This is a genomic window from Pseudomonas fluorescens group sp. PF-69 (genome assembly GCF_054481235.1).
In genome coordinates this window covers 1,399,827-1,418,677 of sequence record NZ_JBTMNC010000001.1, presented here as the reverse complement: position 1 = coordinate 1,418,677, position 18,851 = coordinate 1,399,827, and the positions used below count along the sequence as shown (strand labels likewise).

The 18,851-nt window shown below is 61.0% G+C and carries 15 protein-coding genes and 2 pseudogenes; 9 read left to right on the top strand and 8 right to left on the bottom strand.

Annotated elements, in window-relative coordinates; translation table 11 throughout:
- Positions 1 to 72 precede the first annotated feature (72 nt).
- From ACX3YF_RS06410 to ACX3YF_RS06400, 3 genes are read right to left on the bottom strand one after another with little or no spacing between them, the layout of a single operon-like run.
- Positions 73 to 1,683, bottom strand: a complete 1,611-nt coding sequence (locus ACX3YF_RS06410) for an arylsulfatase (RefSeq protein ID WP_458973561.1) — start codon at positions 1,681 to 1,683, stop codon at positions 73 to 75.
- 14 nt (positions 1,684 to 1,697) lie between these two features.
- Positions 1,698 to 2,513 (bottom strand): ABC transporter ATP-binding protein, encoded by an 816-nt coding sequence (locus ACX3YF_RS06405; RefSeq protein ID WP_288099734.1) that lies wholly within the window; start codon positions 2,511 to 2,513, stop codon positions 1,698 to 1,700.
- Positions 2,510 to 4,108 carry an ABC transporter permease gene (locus tag ACX3YF_RS06400; RefSeq protein WP_458973560.1) on the bottom strand — a complete coding sequence of 533 codons (1,599 nt, stop codon included), beginning with the start codon at positions 4,106 to 4,108 and terminating at the stop codon, positions 2,510 to 2,512. The genes ACX3YF_RS06405 and ACX3YF_RS06400 overlap by 4 nt, the downstream gene beginning before the upstream one ends.
- A 337-nt stretch (positions 4,109 to 4,445) precedes the next feature.
- On the opposite strand from ACX3YF_RS06400, the gene ACX3YF_RS06395 reads away from it, so the two are divergent.
- Positions 4,446 to 5,459 carry an ABC transporter substrate-binding protein gene (locus ACX3YF_RS06395; protein WP_288099732.1) on the top strand — a complete coding sequence of 338 codons (1,014 nt, stop codon included), beginning with the start codon at positions 4,446 to 4,448 and terminating at the stop codon, positions 5,457 to 5,459.
- A gap of 123 nt (positions 5,460 to 5,582) precedes the next feature.
- On the opposite strand, the gene ACX3YF_RS06390 is transcribed toward ACX3YF_RS06395, so the two are convergent.
- Positions 5,583 to 6,503 carry a LysR family transcriptional regulator gene (locus tag ACX3YF_RS06390; RefSeq protein ID WP_458973559.1) on the bottom strand — a complete coding sequence of 307 codons (921 nt, stop codon included), beginning with the start codon at positions 6,501 to 6,503 and terminating at the stop codon, positions 5,583 to 5,585.
- Positions 6,504 to 6,686: 183 nt separating this feature from the next.
- Between ACX3YF_RS06390 and ACX3YF_RS06385 the strand changes: the two genes are divergently transcribed.
- Complete coding sequence (locus tag ACX3YF_RS06385) at positions 6,687 to 7,607, top strand: TauD/TfdA dioxygenase family protein (RefSeq protein ID WP_458973558.1); 921 nt, start codon at positions 6,687 to 6,689, stop codon at positions 7,605 to 7,607.
- A gap of 106 nt (positions 7,608 to 7,713) precedes the next feature.
- Here ACX3YF_RS06385 and ACX3YF_RS06380 read toward each other — a convergent pair whose 3' ends face one another.
- Both ACX3YF_RS06380 and ACX3YF_RS06375 read right to left on the bottom strand, forming a co-directional pair.
- Positions 7,714 to 9,330: a sulfatase-like hydrolase/transferase gene (locus ACX3YF_RS06380; protein WP_458973557.1), complete on the bottom strand. Its 1,617-nt coding sequence runs from the start codon at positions 9,328 to 9,330 to the stop codon at positions 7,714 to 7,716.
- A 215-nt stretch (positions 9,331 to 9,545) separates the two neighbouring features.
- The gene (locus ACX3YF_RS06375) at positions 9,546 to 10,490 is read right to left on the bottom strand and encodes a LysR family transcriptional regulator (protein ID WP_458973556.1); all 945 of its coding nucleotides are present in this window, start codon (positions 10,488 to 10,490) and stop codon (positions 9,546 to 9,548) included.
- A gap of 166 nt (positions 10,491 to 10,656) precedes the next feature.
- Between ACX3YF_RS06375 and ACX3YF_RS06370 the strand changes: the two genes are divergently transcribed.
- The 6 genes from ACX3YF_RS06370 to ACX3YF_RS06345 all read left to right on the top strand — a co-directional run bounded on the left by ACX3YF_RS06370 (position 10,657) and on the right by ACX3YF_RS06345 (position 17,140).
- Entirely contained in the window at positions 10,657 to 13,029 is a 2,373-nt protein-coding gene (locus ACX3YF_RS06370; RefSeq protein ID WP_458973555.1) for a TonB-dependent receptor, read from the top strand.
- Between the two features lie 259 nt (positions 13,030 to 13,288).
- A complete protein-coding gene (locus ACX3YF_RS06365; protein WP_458973554.1) occupies positions 13,289 to 14,107 on the top strand; it encodes an energy transducer TonB in 819 nt (272 codons plus the stop codon).
- A 44-nt stretch (positions 14,108 to 14,151) separates the two neighbouring features.
- Complete coding sequence (locus tag ACX3YF_RS06360; protein ID WP_288099725.1) at positions 14,152 to 14,877, top strand: MotA/TolQ/ExbB proton channel family protein; 726 nt, start codon at positions 14,152 to 14,154, stop codon at positions 14,875 to 14,877.
- A 1-nt stretch (position 14,878) separates the two neighbouring features.
- Positions 14,879 to 15,280 (top strand): ExbD/TolR family protein, encoded by a 402-nt coding sequence (locus tag ACX3YF_RS06355; protein ID WP_458973553.1) that lies wholly within the window; start codon positions 14,879 to 14,881, stop codon positions 15,278 to 15,280.
- Between the two features lie 283 nt (positions 15,281 to 15,563).
- Entirely contained in the window at positions 15,564 to 16,145 is a 582-nt protein-coding gene (locus tag ACX3YF_RS06350; protein ID WP_047536146.1) for an alpha/beta hydrolase, read from the top strand.
- A gap of 65 nt (positions 16,146 to 16,210) precedes the next feature.
- Entirely contained in the window at positions 16,211 to 17,140 is a 930-nt protein-coding gene (locus ACX3YF_RS06345) for a sigma 54-interacting transcriptional regulator (protein WP_288101161.1), read from the top strand.
- Positions 17,141 to 17,253: 113 nt separating this feature from the next.
- On the opposite strand, the pseudogene ACX3YF_RS06340 reads toward ACX3YF_RS06345, so the two are convergent.
- Both ACX3YF_RS06340 and ACX3YF_RS06335 read right to left on the bottom strand, forming a co-directional pair.
- Positions 17,254 to 17,334: pseudogene (locus ACX3YF_RS06340) on the bottom strand (outer membrane lipoprotein carrier protein LolA); the annotation flags it as partial.
- 40 nt (positions 17,335 to 17,374) lie between these two features.
- Positions 17,375 to 17,455 (bottom strand): annotated as a pseudogene (locus tag ACX3YF_RS06335) (outer membrane lipoprotein carrier protein LolA); the annotation flags it as partial.
- A 455-nt stretch (positions 17,456 to 17,910) separates the two neighbouring features.
- Here ACX3YF_RS06335 and ACX3YF_RS06330 point away from each other — a divergent pair.
- On the top strand, positions 17,911 to 18,693 hold the full coding sequence (locus ACX3YF_RS06330) for a MetQ/NlpA family ABC transporter substrate-binding protein (RefSeq protein ID WP_196585030.1): 783 nt from the start codon (positions 17,911 to 17,913) through the stop codon (positions 18,691 to 18,693).
- The last annotated feature ends 158 nt before the right edge of the window (positions 18,694 to 18,851 follow it).

The following is an 18,851-nucleotide window of genomic DNA, read 5'->3' as shown; positions in this document are numbered from 1 at the left end:
AATGCAAATTTGCATTCACTGCAAAAACCTGTGGGAGCTGGCTTGCCAGCGATAGCTATCTTCCAGCCAACATCAATCCGGCTGAAACGGCGACTCACTCAAAATCACCCCGGTCTCATCCACATATTTCTGCCAATGCTCAATCAGCACGTTGAGCTTCTCCGGCTGGCTGAGCGCCAGGTCATGAATTTCTCCCGGATCGCTCCCCAAATCGTAGAGCTGCCATGTCGCAGGCCCGACCGGTCCCGGGATGTATACCGCTTTCCATTGCCCCTGACGAATCGCCCGTCGTCCAAACAACTCCCAGCCGGTGACGGTGTGCTCGTCATGCACCTGCGCCGTTTCGCCGGACAGAAACCCCAGCCACGACTTTCCGCGCAGTTCTGCCACGGGCTTGCCGCGCCATTGTTTGCTTGGATGACGCACACCGGCCAGGTCGAGAATGGTCGGCGTGATGTCCATCACCGTGCCAAACCCGTGGTTGATTTGCCCCTTGAGCGGCAGTTGCGGGTAGTGCACCAGCGCTGGCACGCGAATCCCGCCCTCGGTGGTGAACGCCTTGAACAGCCGCGAAGGCGCGGTGGCGACTTGCGCCCAGCTCGGCCCGTACCACACGTAGGAGTTGGCGCGGCCGATGTTGTCCAGGCTGTTGTCGTAGTGCTGATTGAGGTAGGTGAGCAACTGCGGACCGAATTTCGGGAAGGCCTCCAGCAGCGCACCTTCGGCGCCGTTATCGGACATGAACAGGATGAAGGTGTTATCCAGCTGCCCTTGCTGGCGCAGGTAGTCGACGACGCGCCCGATGTTCCAGTCCATGCGCTCGACCATCGCCGCGTAGACCTCCATCGCCCGCGCGGAAATATGCCGTTGCTCGTCGCTCAAGGCATCCCATTGCGTATTGAGCTCGATCAGCGGATGCGGCTCCACATCGGCGTCGATCAGCCCCAGGGCCTTGAGTTTTTCCAGTCGTTCAAGGCGCAGCACTTCAGGCCCGGCGTCATAGCGGCCACGGTATTTCTCGACCACGTCGGCCGGTGCCTGCAACGGCCAATGCGGTGCGGAAAAGGGCAAGTAAGCGAAGAACGGCCGCGTCTGGTCGCGTTCCTTGAGGTACTGCAGCAACTTGTCGCCAAAGGCGTCCGAGGAATAGAAATCCTTGGGTAATTCATCGATGAATTGATCGTCTTCGATGTACAGCGCCGGCGTGGATTTCAGCAACCGTGGTGTCTGCTCATCGTAGGTCGGCTCGAAGCCGTAATGGTTGGCGGCACCGGGCAACAGCGAAAACGAGCGCTCGAAGCCCCGGGCATGGGGTGCGAGCTCCGCGGTCAGGCCCAAGTGCCATTTGCCGCTCATCAACGTCTGGTAACCGGCCTCGCGCAGCAGCTCGGGCAGGGCGACGACGCGGTCGTTCAAATGCCCCTCATAACCGGGTTTGCCGATCAGGTCCGGGGTCAGCGCTTCGGCCATGGTGCCGATGCCGGCGATGTGGTGGTCGGTACCGGTCAACAGCATCGAGCGGGTCGGCGAGCAGGTGGGGGCGGTGTGGAAATCGGTCAGGCGCAGGCCGTTGTGGGCCAGGGCATCAAGGTTCGGCGTGGCGATCTCGCTGCCGAAGGCGCCGATATCGGAAAAGCCCAGGTCATCGGCCAGAATCACCAGAAAGTTGGGACGTTGCGGCATCAAAAAGCTCCTGTTCAGCAGGCTATGAAGGACAGCGGCAGATCGCGCACCTGCACCTGTACCGGTGGCTGGTAGTGGCCGTCGCTGGTGAGTTCGTGCAGCAGTTCTTCACGCAGTTGGTGAAAGTCGAAACTGCTGCGCTGGCGTGGATGGGGCAGGGCGATGTCGACCACTTGCTTGATCCGTCCGGGACGCGGCTCCATCACCACCACGCGGTCGGCGAGGAAGATCGCTTCCTCGACATCATGGGTGACCAGAATGGTGGTGATTTTGGCCCGTGCGCGAATCGCCAGCAGTTCGTCCTGCATCTGTTGGCGGGTCAGGGCATCGAGGGCGCCGAAGGGTTCGTCGAGCAACAGAATCCGTGGGCTGGCCACCAGGCCGCGCGCGATGGCCACCCGTTGCGCCATGCCGCCGGACAATTGATGAGGGTAGGCGCGGGTGAAGTCGCTCAGGCCCACCAGGTCAATGAAATCACGGATGCGCTGTTGCTTTTGTTCAGCGCTCAACGGCTCGTTGACCAGGCCCAGGCCGATGTTGTCGGCCACCGTCAGCCAAGGGAACAAACGGTGCTCCTGAAAGACAATGCCGCGTTCGCCGCCGATGCCGGAGACGGCTTTGCCATCGACACTGATCTGCCCGCGAAACTGCCTATCGAGGCCCACCAGCAGCCGCAGCAAGGTGGATTTGCCACAGCCGCTGGAACCGACGATGGCGACGAATTCACCCTCGGCAATGTCCAGGTTGAATTCGCGAATGGCCTCCAGTTCGAAGCCGTCGACGTCGAAGGATTTGCCGACATGGTTGAAGCTGACGATGGGTGCGTTCATGCGTGTCTCCAGCGGGTGGCGCGGATTTCCAGGCGTTGGCCAATGAGGTTGAGCAGGGCGCCGGTCAGGCCGACCAGCAACATGCCGGCCATGATCAGGTCCATGCGCAGCAGTTGTTGGGCGCCGATCATCTGGCTGCCGATGCCGCCGTTGGACGGCATGAAATATTCGGCGCCGATGGTGCCCAGCCAGGCGTAGATCAGGCTCAGCCTGAGCCCGGCGAAAATCCCTGGCGCGGCGCCGGGCAGCACCAGTCGGGTCAGGCGCTGCCGCAGGTTCAAACGCAGTACTTGAGCGGCCTCGTTCAGTTGCGGCGAGAGGTTGGCGACGCTGCGCTGGGTGGCGATGAACAACGGGAAAAATGCGGCGAGGGCAACGAACACCCACTTGGCCAGTTCACCCAGACCGAACCACGCAGTGAGCAAGGGCACCCAGGCGAAAATCGCGATTTGACGGATGGCGGCGAGGGTCGGGCCCAGAACCCGTTCACTGGTGCGCGACAGCCCGAGCAACAAGCCCAGCGCAAAACCGAGGCCACCGCCCAGCAACAAACCACCGACGGTGCGCCCCAGACTCAAGGCCATGCCGCTGATCAAGGTACCGTCGAGCAAACCGTTCCAGGTGGTGGTCAGCACCGCCAACGGGCTGACCAGAATGTTGGCGTCGACCCATTGCTCAACGGTCGTCCATTGCCACACCAGCAGCAGTGTCAGCGGCAGCAACCAGGGCTGCAGGCGTTGCCAGCCCTGATACCTCGGGCCCCGGCGGATCTCGGCCGTGGCGGGGTGCGGCCAGTGCACCAGTTTTTTGTCCAGCAAACCGATACCGCGATCCATGGCCACGCCGATCAAACCAATCACCACAATGCACACGAACACGATGTCGAGCATGAACAGCTGCCGCGCCCAGACCATCAGGTAGCCGATGCCTTCGCTGGAGGCCAGCAGTTCGACGGCCAGCAGTGAAGTCCAGCCGGCAGCCAGTGCCAGGCGCACGCCCGCCATGAAGGCTGGCAATGCAGCGGGAAGCACCAGGCGGCGGATCAGCAGCCATGACGGCAGGCGCAACACCGCCGCGGCTTCACGCAGTTTCGGCTGCGCGTCGCGAACGCCCACCAATGTATGCAGGGTCACCGGCACCACGATGGCCTTGATCAGCACCACCAGTTTCAGCACTTCGCCGATGCCGAAAAACACCATGAACAGCGGAATCCACGCCAGCGTCGGGACTTGTGCCAGCCCGGTGAACGTCGGGAACACCAGACGCTCGAGGGGGCGGCTGAAACCCAGCGCGGCGCCCAGTATTGCACCCGCCGTGATACCGGCGAGCAGCCCCCAGAACAGGCGTTGCAGGCTGATCCACAAATGGCTCCACAGCTCGCCCTGGGACAGATCCACCGCGCTGTTCCAGACCAGCGACGGCGCTGGCAGGATCTGTTCGCTCATCCATTGATTGCGGCTGGCCAGCCACCACAGCGCAAACAGGCTCGCGGGCAACAGCCAGGGTAAAAGACGCTGGCTCAAGGTCGGCCAATGCCGACGACCGCCAAGGGGTGGCGCCGCCAACGGCAGGCTGAGCAGGGAAACACGGGCCATGGGCGACCTCCGTTGTCGGGTTGCAATACGGCCTGTCTTTTGTGGGAGCGAGCAAGCCCGCTCCCACAGCGTTCAGTGAGTATGCAAAATTGATCTATAAAAAATCGAATCAATGCTATTGAGAGATAAGCGAGACCATTTAAGGCCTCCAGCCAATGCGCATCCAATGCATTCGAAGAATATTTTCGATGCTGGTTATGCATATCGAGCCAGAAAGCCCGCAGGGCTTGATTTAGACCTAAAAGGTATAAAAATGTGAATTTATAGTATTTAAGTGCTGGTTCAGATTCAGCCTACTTTCTGCTCCTCAACGCCGTTGCCACCAGGAGCCGCACCCATGAACATTCCCTTCAAACGTATCATCAGCCTGTTCGCCGTACCGGCGCTGGCGGGCCTGCTGGCGTTTACCGCTCAGGCTGCCGAACTCAAGGAAATCCGCATCGCCGTGCCCGACCTCAGCGCCGGCACCCAGCACAGCGGTGGCGGCGTGGTGGACGTGCTGCGCGATCAACAGATCTACGAAAAGGCCTTTGCCGATCAGGGCATCAAGATCCAGTGGAATTTCTTCAAGGGCGCAGGTCCTGTGATCAACGAAGCGTTCGCCAATGGTCAGGTTGACCTGGCCTACCTCGGCGACCTGGCGGCGATCATCGGCAAGTCCAATGGCCTCGACACGCGGGTTTTGAGCGCCTCGGCGCGCGGGGTCAAGCATTACCTCGGCGTGGTGCCGGGCTCGGGAATCAAGACCCTGCAAGACCTCAAGGGCAAGCGCGTGGCGATCTTTCGCGGCACCGCCAGCCAGTTATCGTTCGATGCGGCACTGGCCAGCCAGGGGTTGAGCGAGAAGGACCTGAAGATCATCAACCTGGATTTCAACAGTGCGGTCGCGGCGCTGGCCGCCAAGCAGATCGACGCCTCGTGGGGCAGCTCCGGTTTGACCGCATTGCAAGCCAAAGGCCTGGCCGAGTTGCCGCTGAGTACCAAGGACCTGGGTGGGGCGGGCAGTATCCAGAGTGTGCTGGTGGGCAACGGCAAGTTTGTCGACGAGCATCCGGAGGTGGTGGCCAAGTTGCTGAAGGCTCAGCAGCAAGCGGTGCAATGGCTGACGCAGGACAGCAACAAGGAAGCGTACATCCAGTTGGTGTCGGGGCTGGCAAGTTATCCACCGGTGATCCTGACTCAGGATCTGAAGGACCAGAAACTGAGCGAGGTTTTCCCGTCGACCCTCGACCCGGTGTTCCTGGGTAAATTGCAGGATGCGGTGGACCTGGCTTCGCAGCAGAAGTTGATTCGCAAGTCGTTCAAGGTCAGTGATTGGGTGGCGCCCGAGTTGGCTGCGGCGAAGCTCTGAATCGTCGTCGTCTGATCTGACGTCATTGCTGGCAAGCCAGCTCCCACAGTGGGGCGGTGTTGAACACAATGGATGCGATCAACTCCAAACCCGGTGGGAGCTGGCTTGCCAGCGATGGGGCCGTCAAACCGCGACGGCGACTTCCTGTCTGTCCACCGCCACCAACGTCTCGATCATCTCCCGCGCCGCCGGTGACAACCGGAACCCGGTGCGGCTGACGATCCCGCACCGGGCATTCATGCTCTCGATGTTCTGCGGCAGATTGCGCCAGTGCAGCAGCGCCAGCGAACCCTGGGCAATGTCCTCGACGAACGCTTCCTCTGTGCCCACGCCAATGGCGTTCGATTGCAGGACGATTTTCACCAGCGCCGGGAAATGCTCGGTCTCGATGGTCGAAGCAAAATCCATCCGCCCACTGAGGTTCGCCAGCAGTTTGCGAATGCCTGGCGGGATGCGCGTAGTCGCCAGCGGGTAGTCGAACATATCGTTGGTCGACAGGCTTTCCTTGGCCAGTAACGGATGCCCCGGGCGGCAGAAAAACACCCCGCACTTGGGCGTCAGGGCCTGGGTCTGGAAGTTCGGGTCGGATTCGAAGTGGCGGATGTCGGCGATGAAGAATTCGATCTCCTCGCGGCTCAGGGCACGGCTGAGGTTTTCCCAGTTATCCACCTGGAAGCAGGTGCGCACTTTCGGGTGGGCATTGATGAATTGCGCCACCGCATCCGGCACCAGTTTCACGGCGGGCGCCGGGCCGCAACCGAAGTGCAGTTCGCCGGCGTCGAGCTTGGTCATCTGCGTCACTTCGACGCTCAGCAGTGCCGCGCCCTGCACCAGCGTCCGGGCGTGCTGCAGCACCACCTGGCCTTCGGGCGTGGGGCGCAAATCCTTGTTGCCACGGTCTACCAGCACACAGCCGAACTCCTGCTCGAGCCCTTGAATACTGCGGCTGAACGCCGGTTGGGTGATGCCCATGGCATCCGCCGCGCGGACGAAACTGCGGTGTTCGTTAAGGGCGATGAAGTAGCGTAACTGGCGAAGATCCATATGCTTTCCCGGCATCCTAAAAATAGCTCGAAGGCATTTGCGACGAGGGTTGGTTGAGGTTTTAAATGCAAGCTCTTATTCCGTCAACGAAGCATATGAATATCTATTAGATCTAAATTGAATATAGATAGAGCGTTGTTTCGCTGTCACTCAACCGTCAGCAGTCCGATCGAGGGTCTACCCATGAGCAATGCCGCTTTAGCTGTAAAACCCGCTGTTCACGCGCTTGAAATCCATCCGGTGGCCGGCCGCATCGGCGCCGAGATCCGTGGCGTGCGCCTCTCCGGTGAGCTGGATGCCGCCACCGTCGAAGCGATCCAGCAAGCGTTGGTGCAGTACAAAGTGATCTTCTTCCGCGAGCAGACCCACCTCGACGATCAGAGTCAGGAAGCCTTCGCCCACCTGCTCGGCGAACCGGTGGCGCACCCGACGGTGCCGGTGCGCGACGGCACCCGTTTCCTGCTCGAACTGGACGGTGCCCAGGGCCAGCGCGCCAATTCCTGGCACACCGACGTGACCTTCGTCGACGCCTACCCGAAAGCCTCGATCCTGCGCTCGGTGGTGGCACCGGCCTTCGGCGGCGACACCGTATGGGCCAACACCGCCACCGCCTACAACGAACTGGCACCCGAGCTGCGCGAGCTGGCGGACAAACTCGTGGCCGTGCACAGCAACGAGTACGACTACGCCGGCACCAAGCCTGACGTGTCGCAGGAGAAGCTGGAGCGCTACCGCAAGATCTTCACCTCGACCATTTACGAGACCGAGCACCCGGTGGTTCGCGTGCACCCGATCAGCGGCGAGAAAAGCTTGCTGCTGGGGCATTTCGTCAAGCGCATCAAGGGCTATTCCCAGGCGGATTCGGCGCACCTGTTCGGCCTGCTGCAAAGCCACGTCATCCGCCAGGAAAACACCGTGCGCTGGCGCTGGAAGGCCGGTGATGTGGCGATCTGGGATAACCGCTCCACCCAGCATTACGCGGTGGACGACTATGGCACCCAGGACCGTGTGGTGCGTCGTGTGACGCTCAAGGGCGAAGTGGCAATCGGGGTTTCGGGGCAACGCAGTCAGACGGTGAAGGGGCCGGATATCGGCGGCGTTTGATCTGACGCCTTCGCTGGCAAGCCAGCTCCCACAATGAATGGTGTTGAACACAATGGACGTGAACGACACCAAACCCTGTGGGAGCTGGCTTGCCAGCGATGTTTTTTCACCAAACGCCGATCTGTACCAATTTCTCGCTTTCGGGTTCGCCATAACGAAACCGCTGCCCACGCAAATCAATCTCCTGATGGCTGATCGTCGTCCTCCGTTTCAAACCACGTACCCACTCAAACAAATACCCCGCGTGCTCTTCTCGAACCGACGCATACGCCGGGTCCGCACCCAAATCCCGTAACTCCTGCGGATCATTGAGCAGGTCAAACAGCTGCGGCCGGAAGCCGTCGTACGCCAGGTATTTCCAGCGCTCGCTGCGCACCATGGTCATGCGGCAGCGGTCGATCGGTTGAGACAATCGCTCCCGTGCCGGCGCTTGAAACGCGTAGTCGTATTCACTGATCGCAAAGCGGCGCCAGTCGGTTTGCGCGCCATGCAGCAAGGGAATCAGCGAGCGTCCTTCAAGCCGATGCTCGGCGCTCGGCAACCCCAAAGCCTGAAGAAATGTCGGCAGTGCGTCGATGGTTTCCACCAGCCTGTCGTCCACCGATCCGCGGGTGATGTCCGCGGCCGGGCGTGGGTCGCGAACGATCAGCGGAATACCCACCGCCGGCTCCAGCAGAAACTCTTTTTCCCCCAGGTAATGGTCGCCAAGGAAGTCGCCGTGATCGCTGGTGAACACGATCAGGGTGTCATCCCAACGCCCGCTGCTCTGCAGAAAATCAAACAGCCGCCCGAGCTGGTCATCGACCTGCTTGATCAGGCCCATGTACGTCGGGACCACGTTCAAGCGCACTTCGTCCCTGGAAAAATTCAGGCTCTCTTCGTGCTGGCGAAACGCGTTGTACACCGGGTGATCACTGGCTGCGCTTGCCGACGCACGCACCGGCTCGATCACCTGTTTTGCGCCATACAGCGCGTGATACGGCGCCGGGGCGATGTAGGGCCAGTGGGGCTTGATGTACGACAGGTGCAGGCACCATGGCTGCTCGCCTTGTTCGGCGATGAAGTCCAGGGCGCGGCCGGTGGTGTAGACGGTTTCCGAATGCTGCTCCGGCACGCGCGCCGGCAAATGGGCGTTGCGCATTTTCCAGCCGCTGAGGATTTCGCCCTGTTCACCTTCAGCCGCGTTGGCCCAGTCGTGCCACGGGTTGCGGCCTTCGAAACCGAGGTCACGCAGGTAGTGGGTGTAGGGCGCGGACTCGCGCTTGTCATCGAACAATGGGTCGTCCGGGAAGATCCCGTCATGCCGGAAAAACGGCTCGAAACCGACTTCGTTCAGCACCGCCGCCTGATCGCCCAGCGGGTCGATGGCCAGTCGCTGCAAGGCATCGAGATTGGGTGTGGCGTGGGTCTTGCCCACCAGTGCGGTGCGTATGCCATGGGGCCGCAGGTAATCACCGAGGGTCAGTTCATCCAGCGGCAGCGGCACGGCGTTCCAGGCGACCTGATGACTGCTGACATAGCGCCCGGTGTAGGCCGACATTCGCGACGGCCCGCAGATCGTGCCTTGGGTATAGGCACGACTGAAACGCACGCCGGCGTCGGCCAGGCGATCGATGTTGGGCGTGTGCAGATGCGGGTGGCCGTAGCACGACAGGTAATCGCGCCGCAGTTGATCGCACATGATGTACAGCACGTTGCGCACAGGGTTTGGGGTGTTGGACATGGGGTTCACCGATCGAAAGACAGGCGAGGTTTTTCGCTGCTGGAGAGGGGTTGAGGCAAGTGCGTTTGGGGAATGGTTTTTATGCAGGGGGTGCATCGCTGCCTGGGCTGACGCTATCGCTGGCAAGCCAGCACCCACAAGGTTCTGTGGCGGACACATAATTTGTGAACACCATTGATCCCTGTGGGAACTGGCTTGCCAGCGATGAGGCCAGCTCAAACAGCGAAGTTCTCCAGCGAACACACCTCTTCATCCTGGGCATCCACCTCCTTGATCTGCGCAATCATCGCCTCGGCCAACGGTGACAACCGATACCCCGCGCGACTGACAATCCCATAGCGGGTGTACAACTCTTCCAAGTCATCGGCCAGCCCGTCGATCTTCAAGCGCACCAACTGACCCTTGGCGTTATGCAGTGCATCGGAATACTCGCCGATGATGCCAATCGCATCCGAACGCATCACCACACCGAGCAGGCTGTAGCTGTTTTCGCATTCCACGTTGGGCGTGAAATCCGGCCGGCCACTCAAGTCGACGATGACTTTGCGCAGGTTGGGCGGGCGGATGGTCACCGCCATCGGATAACTCATCAACTCGGCGGCACTGACGCTTTCGCGAGTGGCCAGTGGATGCCCGGCGCGGCAGCAGAAGTGCCATTTGCGCGGACGCAGGCGTTGGGTCAGGTAGTCCGGGTCGGCTTCGAATTGCCGGGTGTCGGCGACGAAGAATTCGAACTCTTCACTCAGCAGGCGCTTGTTCAGGCTTTGCCAGTCATCCACCTGAAATTGCACCCGTGCCTTGGGGTAGCGGCCGATGAAGCTGCCGATCGCCCGGGGGACCAGCCCTGCTGCGGGCGCCGGACCACACCCGAAACGCAGCTCGCCGGCCTCTAGGCCATTGAACTGGCTGATCTCGTTGGCCATCTGCTGTGCGCCGCTGACCAGCCGCCGCGCATGTTCGAGTAACACCTGGCCCTGTTTTGTGGGCGCCAGGTCCTTGCGTCCACGGTCCACCAACTGACAACCGACGCTGTGTTCCAGCGCCTGAATGCTGCGGCTGAAGGCCGACTGCGACAGGTTCACCGCCATCGCGCCCGCGACGAAGCTGCGCTGGTCGGCGAGGGCAATGAAGTGACGGAGCTGGCGCAAATCGATATGCATTTTTCACATAAAAAATATCGGGGAAATGCATTGGATATGCATTAGGTCGACTCCTTATAAAGGCAATCTCTTATGCAGTAAATCTTTGTAAAAACATAAATAAATAACTTTAAAGAATATGCACTGCTGAAAAGTCTTTGTGTGTTTTTTGACCTGGAGCCGCTAAATGAGCCCGTTGAACCTCGCCTCACCCCTCACGCCCCGACGGCTCAAACGCCTGCCCCTGGCCCTGCTGCTGGCGGGGAGCGCCAGTTGGACCCAGGCACAGGCCGCTGACGCCAGCACGCCCGAAACGGTTCCCGCAGCCACCGTTGCAGGCCAGGCCAAAGCCGATGGCGCGCAGCTGGAAACCGTGACGGTCACCACCCGCCGTCGCGAGGAAAGCTCGCAGGATGTACCGACACCGATGAGCGTGGTCAGCGGCCAGGTGCTGGAAAGCCAGCGGGTCTATCGCATCCAGGATTTGCAGCAACTGGTGCCCAGCGTCAACGTCGCCTACATGCATGCGCGCCAGTCCAGCGTGTCGATCCGTGGCCTGGGCAACAACCCGGCCAGCGATGGCCTGGAAGGCAGCGTCGGGCTGTACATCGATAACGTCTACCTCGGGCGGCCGGGCATGGCGGTGTTCGACCTGATGGACATCGAGCAGCTCGAAGTGCTGCGCGGCCCGCAAGGTACTTTGTTCGGCAAGAACACCACGGCCGGCGTGATCAACATCAGCACGCGCGCGCCGACCTTCACCCCGGAGCGCAGCATCGAGAGTTCGGTGGGCGAGGACGGTTATTTCCAGACCAAGGGCACGATTTCCGGCCCGTTGAATGACCAACTCGCCGGGCGTTTTTCCGCTTATCGCACCCGCAGCGATGGCGACATCAAAAACGAATACGACGGCCACGACCTGAACGGTGGCTCGCGCGACGGCTTCCGTGGGCAGCTGCTGTTCAAGCCCAACGAATCGTTCAACCTGCGCTGGATCGGTGACTACAACGAAGAGGATTCCAGCGCTGGCACCCGCGTGTTGTACAACACCGGGCCGACCATCAACGGCGTCAACCTTTATCAGGCCCGGGCCAATGCGGCGGGGGCCACGCTGGTCGATGGCACACATCGCAAGGTCAACTTGAACAACGATCAGCACGTCACTGTGCATCAGGGCGGCACCTCGGTCGAGGCGAACTGGACGCTGCCGAGCGACTTCACCCTGACCTCCATCAGCTCCTACCGCTGGTGGAATTTCACCCCGCGTAACGACGACGGCCTGAACGTCTCGGCGACCTACAACGCCGGGGTCTCGGTGGAAGACAAACAGTACTCCCAGGAATTTCGCCTGGCCTCGCCCACCGGCGGGTTCTTCGATTACGTGCTCGGCGCCTATTACTTCGGCAACAACCTGGACAACAAATCCTTCGCTTATTACGGCCCGCAAGCCGACATCTGGAACGGCACGCCAGCGGGTGCACTGGCCAATATCAACAGCGTCGGCAAAGGCCACATCCAGACCGACAGTTTCGCGCTGTTTGCCCAGGGCACCTGGCACCTCACCGAACGCCTGGATTTCACCGCTGGTGTGCGGGGGACCTACGAAGAGAAAAACGCCTGGGTCAACCGCGATGCACCCGAGGGTGGTGCGGCGGTCACCGGTGCGGCGGCGACGGTCAGGCGCGGTCGCGCCGGGGTTTACGACTCCGGTGATTTGAATCAGTACAGCTCCAGTCCTTCGGGGCTGCTCAACCTCAGCTACCACTTCACCGATAACCTGCTCGGCTACGCGACCGTGTCCCACGGCGAGAAATCCGGTGGTGTGAACCTGGCCGTCGGCACGGCACCGGTCGCTGGCGCCGACTCGCTGCTGATTGGCACCGAGCGCGCCAATAACGCCGAACTCGGTTTCAAAAGCACGCTGTGGGACCGTCGCCTGCAGCTCAACGCCAACGTGTTCTGGACCCAGGTCAACGGCTATCAGACCAACGCCTACGACGACGTCAACCGCGTGCAATACCTGACCAACGCCGGCTCGGTGCGTTCGCGCGGCGTGGAATTCGACAGCACGCTGATCCCGTTGCGCGGCCTGACATTGAACTTCAACGGCTCCTACAACGACGTCAGCTACCTCTCGTACAAAAATGCGCCATGCCCGCCGGAAGTCAGCCTGGCGCCGGGTGCTCCTGCCTCCTGCGACCTCACCGGCCACCAGGTGGTCGGCGCGTCGAAATGGATCGGCAACGCCAATGGCGAATACAAATGGAATCTGAGTAACGGCTTCGAAGAGTACGTCACCGCCAGCTACGCCTTCCGTTCCAAAGCGGTGGGTACGGTGGAGGATTCCGACTTCGGCCAGATCCCGAGTTACGCCGTGGTCAACCTGTCCACCGGTCTGCGCGGCGACTTCAAGCAAGGGCAGTGGGACGTCTCGCTGTGGCTGAAAAACGCCTTCGACAAAACCTATTACACGACCCTGTGGACCGCTGCCAACGGCGGTTATGAAGGGCTGCTCGGCACGCCGCGGACGTTGGGCGTGACCGGTCGATATGACTTCTGACGGCGAAAATCCATGCCTCTGAGGAATATTTTCCATGCCGCGAAAGCATGCCTTTTCGGTCCCACCGCCAGAGCCCTTGTGGGCCAAGGCTTGCAGCGGTTCAGGTGTTTTTAATATGCGATTTTGATCTGACTTTAACGTAAAAGATTACTTTAAGAGATAAGCGTCTGGCTCAATGATTCACCCGCCGTTACGTCGTTCGGGGGAGCTTGGCTCGGCGTATCGGGTTATTCGCAAAGAGACCACAGGGAGTCAATCAATGGGCAATGTCCAGACCGTCGCCAGCGCACACGAGGTGCTTTGGCACCAGGCGCCAGGTGGCGAGTTGGTCGACCTCGGACGGGGGCATCGCGTGCCCTTGGGCCAGTTGCGTTTGCAACGTGCGCCCAAGGGCATTCTGAGCCGGCGCGAGGCGATCCTGCTCGGTGTGCTGGCGTTGCTGGTACACGGTGCGGTGATCTACTGGGTCAATCAGCAGCCCGCCAAAGTGTTGCCGATCGTCCCGCCGGAGATCCCGCCAATGACCATCGAGTTTTCGCGTCCGGCGCCGCCCGTGGTTGAGCCACCGCCACCCGTACCGCCACCTCCACCGCCACCGGTGGTCGAGCCTGCGCCGCCTGTCGTGGACGAGTTGGCAGCCAAACCGGCGCCGCCCAAACCGATTCCAAAACCCAAGCCAGTGGCTAAACCGATACCGAAACCGGCGCCCAAAGCGGTTGAACAACCGCCCGCGCCGCCACAGCCAGCGGCTCCGGTCGCGGCGCCGGCGCCACCTGCACCACCGGCGCCCGCACCTGTGACGCCAGCCTCGGCCAATGCCGCGTACCTGAAAAACCCGGCGCCGGAATACCCGTCGCTGGCCCAGCGTCGCGGTTGGGAAGGCACGGTGTTGCTGCGGGTGCATGTACTGGCCAGTGGCAAGCCCGGCGAGATCCAGATTCAGAAAAGCAGCGGCCGCGAGGCCCTCGATGAGGCAGCCCTGAGCGCCGTGAAACGTTGGAGTTTCGTGCCGGCCAAGCAAGGTGATGTCGCCCAGGATGGCTGGGTCAGCGTGCCCATCGATTTCAAGATTCATTAAACCGAAACCTATTTCGCGCGAAACGTTTACACGAGGAATCCATCATGACGTTATTGGCATCTCCACTTGAATCCATCGAAAGCGCGGTGATCTGGCTGTTGGTGGTTTTTTCCGTCGCCACTTGGGGCCTGGCGTTGCTCAAGGGTGTGCAGTTCGGGCGGCTGAAAGCCCAGGACCGCAGGTTTCACAATCGGTTTTGGGCGGCATCGAGTCTGGACTCGGCGGCAGAGTTAGCCGAGACGCAACCGGGCGCTGCGGCGCGGGTAGCGCAGGCGGGTTACGCGGCGATTCAGGTGGGCGAGGCGCCACAGGCGACGGATTTGAGCCAGGCGATCAATCATCAGGATCGCCTTGAGCGGGCCTTGCGTCAGCAGATCGTGCGTGAGCGCCGGTCGTTGGAGACCGGGCTGGCAGTGGTTGCGAGTATTGGCAGTACGTCGCCGTTCATTGGGTTGTTCGGCACTGTGTGGGGAATCATGGAAGCGTTGAAAGGCATCAGCGCGGCGGGTTCGGCAAGCCTGGAGACGGTGGCCGGACCCATTGGTGCGGCGCTGGTCGCCACTGGCGTGGGGATCGCTGTCGCAGTGCCGGCGGTGCTGGTTTACAACTACTTTTTGCGGCGTCTGAAGTTGACGGCGGCGGACCTGGACGACTTTGCCCATGACTTCTACAGCCTGGCGCAGAAGAGTGCGTTCCGCGTACTGATTCACCCGACGGCGCACAAAGTGGCAGCCCGGGGCAACGCGCAAAAAGTGAAGGAGGCCTCCTGATATGGCCTTCTCCACGCAAGACAGTGATGAGGTGCTGAGCGAGATCAACGTGACACCGCTGGTGGACGTGATGCTGGTGTTGCTGGTGGTGTTCATCGTCACCGCGCCGCTGCTGACCAACGCGATTCCGATCAACCTGCCCAAGACCGAAGCCGTGGCGCCGGTGGAGCAGAAGGACCCGCTGGTGGTGAGCATCGACGGGACCGGAAAGCTGTTTATCAACAAGGATGAAATCCAGCCGGACTTGCTGGAGTTCAAGCTACAGGCGGCCAAGGCAAAGGACCCCGAAGTGCGGGTGCAACTGCAGGCCGACGACGGCGTGAATTACGGCGAAGTGGCACGGGCCATGGCGTCGATTGAGCGGGCAGGGATTACCAAGTTGTCGGTGATCACCGCGCGCTGACAGATTTTCGATTTTCCGGGGCCGTCTCCTTGGCAGGGTGCGGCCCCTTTTTTATTTCGCAAAAACACACAAGTCCCCCGGTGGGAGCGAGCCTGCTCGCGATGGCTGAATGGCAGTCGACATCGCTGTGTCTGAAGCACCGCTATCGCGTGCAGGCTCGCTCCCACAAGGATCGCTTGTATATTCGATATAGGTCTTAATAAATAGCTTCTTATTCCTTAACGAATATAAATCCCGTCCCTATACTCGATCAGGAACAGACACGCAGCAGGAGAGCTCCCCCATGCGCAACGAATCCATTCGCTATCTGATTGTGCCGGGCTGGCAAGGATCGCCAGAAGATCATTGGCAAAGCCACTGGCAGAACAGCCTGCCGAACAGCGCACGGGTGGAGCAGGCCGACTGGCTGACGCCACGTCGTGAAGACTGGGTCGCGGCGCTGGCCGAGGCGATTGCCGCCGACAGCACCCCGGTGATCCTGATCGCCCACAGCCTGGGTTGCATCACCGTCGCGCATTGGGCGGCGACCGCGCCCGTGCAGTTTCTGCGGCAGGTTCGCGGTGCCTTGCTGGTCGCGCCGGCGGACGTCGAGCGTCCGGCCTGCGCACCGGCCCTGCGTAACTTCGCGCCGATTCCTGGCGATCTTCTGCCCTTTCCCAGTCAGGTCGTCAGCTCCGACAACGACGCCGCCGTCAGTGCGCCACGGGCGCTGGAGCTGGCGCGCAACTGGGGCGCTGAAGCGGGGATTCTGGCGGGTGCCGGGCACATCAATGTGAAGTCGGGTCACCAGCGGTGGGAGCAGGGGTTTGCCTATCTCTACCGTCTGCAAAACCGCATGGAACATCACGCCCTGCGTCGCGCCTGAGCCTTTATTTTTTTCTTTTTTAAATAGCGCCCCCGTCTCCCGGCGGTTTTGGGCGGGAGTCTGCCATGAGCTTTGAAACCTTCGGTCAGCCACTGCTGACCTTTCCCGATGCTGAAAAAAGTCCCCTGAGCATCCGCGCCAAGGCGCTGGTGTTCGTCGATCCGCGCTCACGGCAACTGCGCCAGGATCTCGAACAACTGGCGCCGCGTTCAATCTCGGTGCTGATCCGAGGCGAAACCGGCAGCGGCAAGGAATTGCTGGCGCGGCACATCCATCGCGCCAGCGATCGCGGCGGGTTGTTTGTTTCGGTCAACTGCGGCGCCATCAGTCCGACCTACGCTGACGCGGAATTGTTCGGTTATGCCGCGGGCAGTTACAGCGGCTCGGCCAGCAGTCGTGCCGGCTGGTTCGGCTCGGCCAATGGCGGCACCTTGTACCTGGACGAGATTGGCGACCTGCCGCTGCCGATTCAGATCAAACTGCTCGCGGCCCTGGAAAACCACGAAGTGACCCGTGTCGGCGCGCACCAGCCAAGCCCGGTGGACGTGCGCCTGGTGGCTGCCACCAGCATCGACCTGGCCCAAGCGGTCGCCGCCGGCAAATTCCATGAACGGCTCTATCACTACCTCAGCGAAGGCCAGCTCGAACTGCCGGCCTTGCGCGAGCGGGTGGGCGATATTCTGTCGCTGGCCGAATACTTCCTCGGCATCTACAGCCAACGCCTGGACCTGCCCGTGCCGCTGATCAGCGAGGCCGCGCAAGCGGTGCTGGAACGCCATTCCTGGCCCGGCAATACCCGAGAGCTGGAAAACGTCATCCACTTTGCGCTGTTGGTGAGTACCGGCGACGAAATTTTGCCCGAGCATTTGAATTTGCCGGAGGTGCCGGCGTCGTTGCAGCAGATTGAACTGCAACTCAAGCAGATTCTCGCCGAGGGTTCAGCCACCGAAAAAGACGCCCTGAAACAAATACTTAAGCAAACCGGCCTCCTGTAGGAGCGAGCCTGCTCGCGATGAACCTGAGAGCGCCGCGGGGTGTCAGGTGCCCCACGTTATCGTTGACGACCATCGCGAGCCGGCTCGCTCCTACAGGGGAATGTGCGGGCTAGAACTGTAGGAGCGAGCCTGCTCGCGATGAACCTGAGAGCGCCACGGGGTGTCAGGTGCCCAACGTTATCGTTGACGACCATCGCGAGCCGGCTCGCTCCTACAGGGGAATGTGCGGGCTAGAACTGTAGGAGCGAGCCTGCTCGCGATGAACCTGAGAGCGCCGCGGGGTGTCAGGTGCCCAACGTTATCGTTGACGACCATCGCGAGCCGGCTCGCTCCTACAGGGGAATGTGCGGGCTAGAACTGTAGGAGCGAGCCTGCTCGCGATGAACCTGAGAGCGCTGCGGGGTGTCAGGTGCCCCACGTTATCGTTGACGACCATCGCGAGCCGGCTCGCTCCTACAGGGGAATGTGCGGGCTAGAACTGTAGGAGCGAGCCTGCTCGCGATGAACCTGGGAGCGCCGCGGGGTGTCAGGTGCCCCACGTTATCGTTGATGACCATCGGCGGAACGCCGCCCGGAGCCGGCTCGCTCCTACAAGGGAAGGTGCGAGCTAGAGCTGTATGAACAAAATGGAATATGAAAGTGAATAAAAGATATTGTTCTGGAATAAAAAATCCCGGTATTGTCCGCTTCACGCCAGCGATAGCACTTCACTGGCACCTCAATAGCAAGCCGTCGCCACAAGCGACTGTGATTGTCGATAAGGACACTGCATGAAAAAGGTTCTGTTGTTCACCGCACTGGCGGCTGCCCTGACTGCCGGCCTGGCCCAGGCGGGCGAGAAACTGGTGGTCGCGGCGACCCCGGTTCCTCACGCCGAGATTCTTGAACTGATCAAGCCAACCCTCGCCAAAGAAGGCGTGGACCTGGAAATCAAAATTTTCACCGACTACGTTCAGCCGAACGTGCAGGTCGACCAGAAGCGTCTGGACGCCAACTACTTCCAGACCCTGCCGTACCTGAAGAACTTTAACGAAGGTAAAGGGACTCACCTGGAAACCGTGATCGGCGTTCACGTCGAACCGTTCGGTGGCTACTCGAAGAAAGTCAAAACCCTGGCTGAGTTGAAGGACGGCGCGACCATTGCCATCCCGAACGAAGGCAGCAACAGCGGCCGTGCCCTGATCCTGCTGCAGAAGGCTGGCCTGATCGAGTTGAAAGACCCGAAAAACGCCGTGGCTACCCCCAAAGACATCGCCAAGAACCCGCACAACTTCAAGTTCAAGGAGCTTGAATCCGCGATGTTGCCGCGCGTACTGGATCAGGTCGACCTGGACATGATCAACACCAACTACGCGCTGGAAGCGGGTCTGAACCCGGCGAAAGACGCCCTGGTGATCGAAGGCGCCGATTCGCCTTACGTGAACTTCCTGGTGGCTCGTCCGGACAACAAGGACAGCGTGGCCATTCAGAAGCTGGCCAAAGCCCTGACCAGTCCGGAAGTGAAAGCGTTCATCGAGAAGAAGTACAACGGCGCGGTACTGCCGGCGTTCTGATCGACGCAGTAAAGCCCTTCAAGGTTTGAAAACGCCGACGGCTGATACAGCGTCGGCGTTTTTTTGCCTGCGCACATTTCATGTGGGAGCGAGCAGGCTCGCTCCCACAGATTCGCCCAAGATCCCTCAGGCTGCTCTGGCCTTCAACGCCCTGCGCA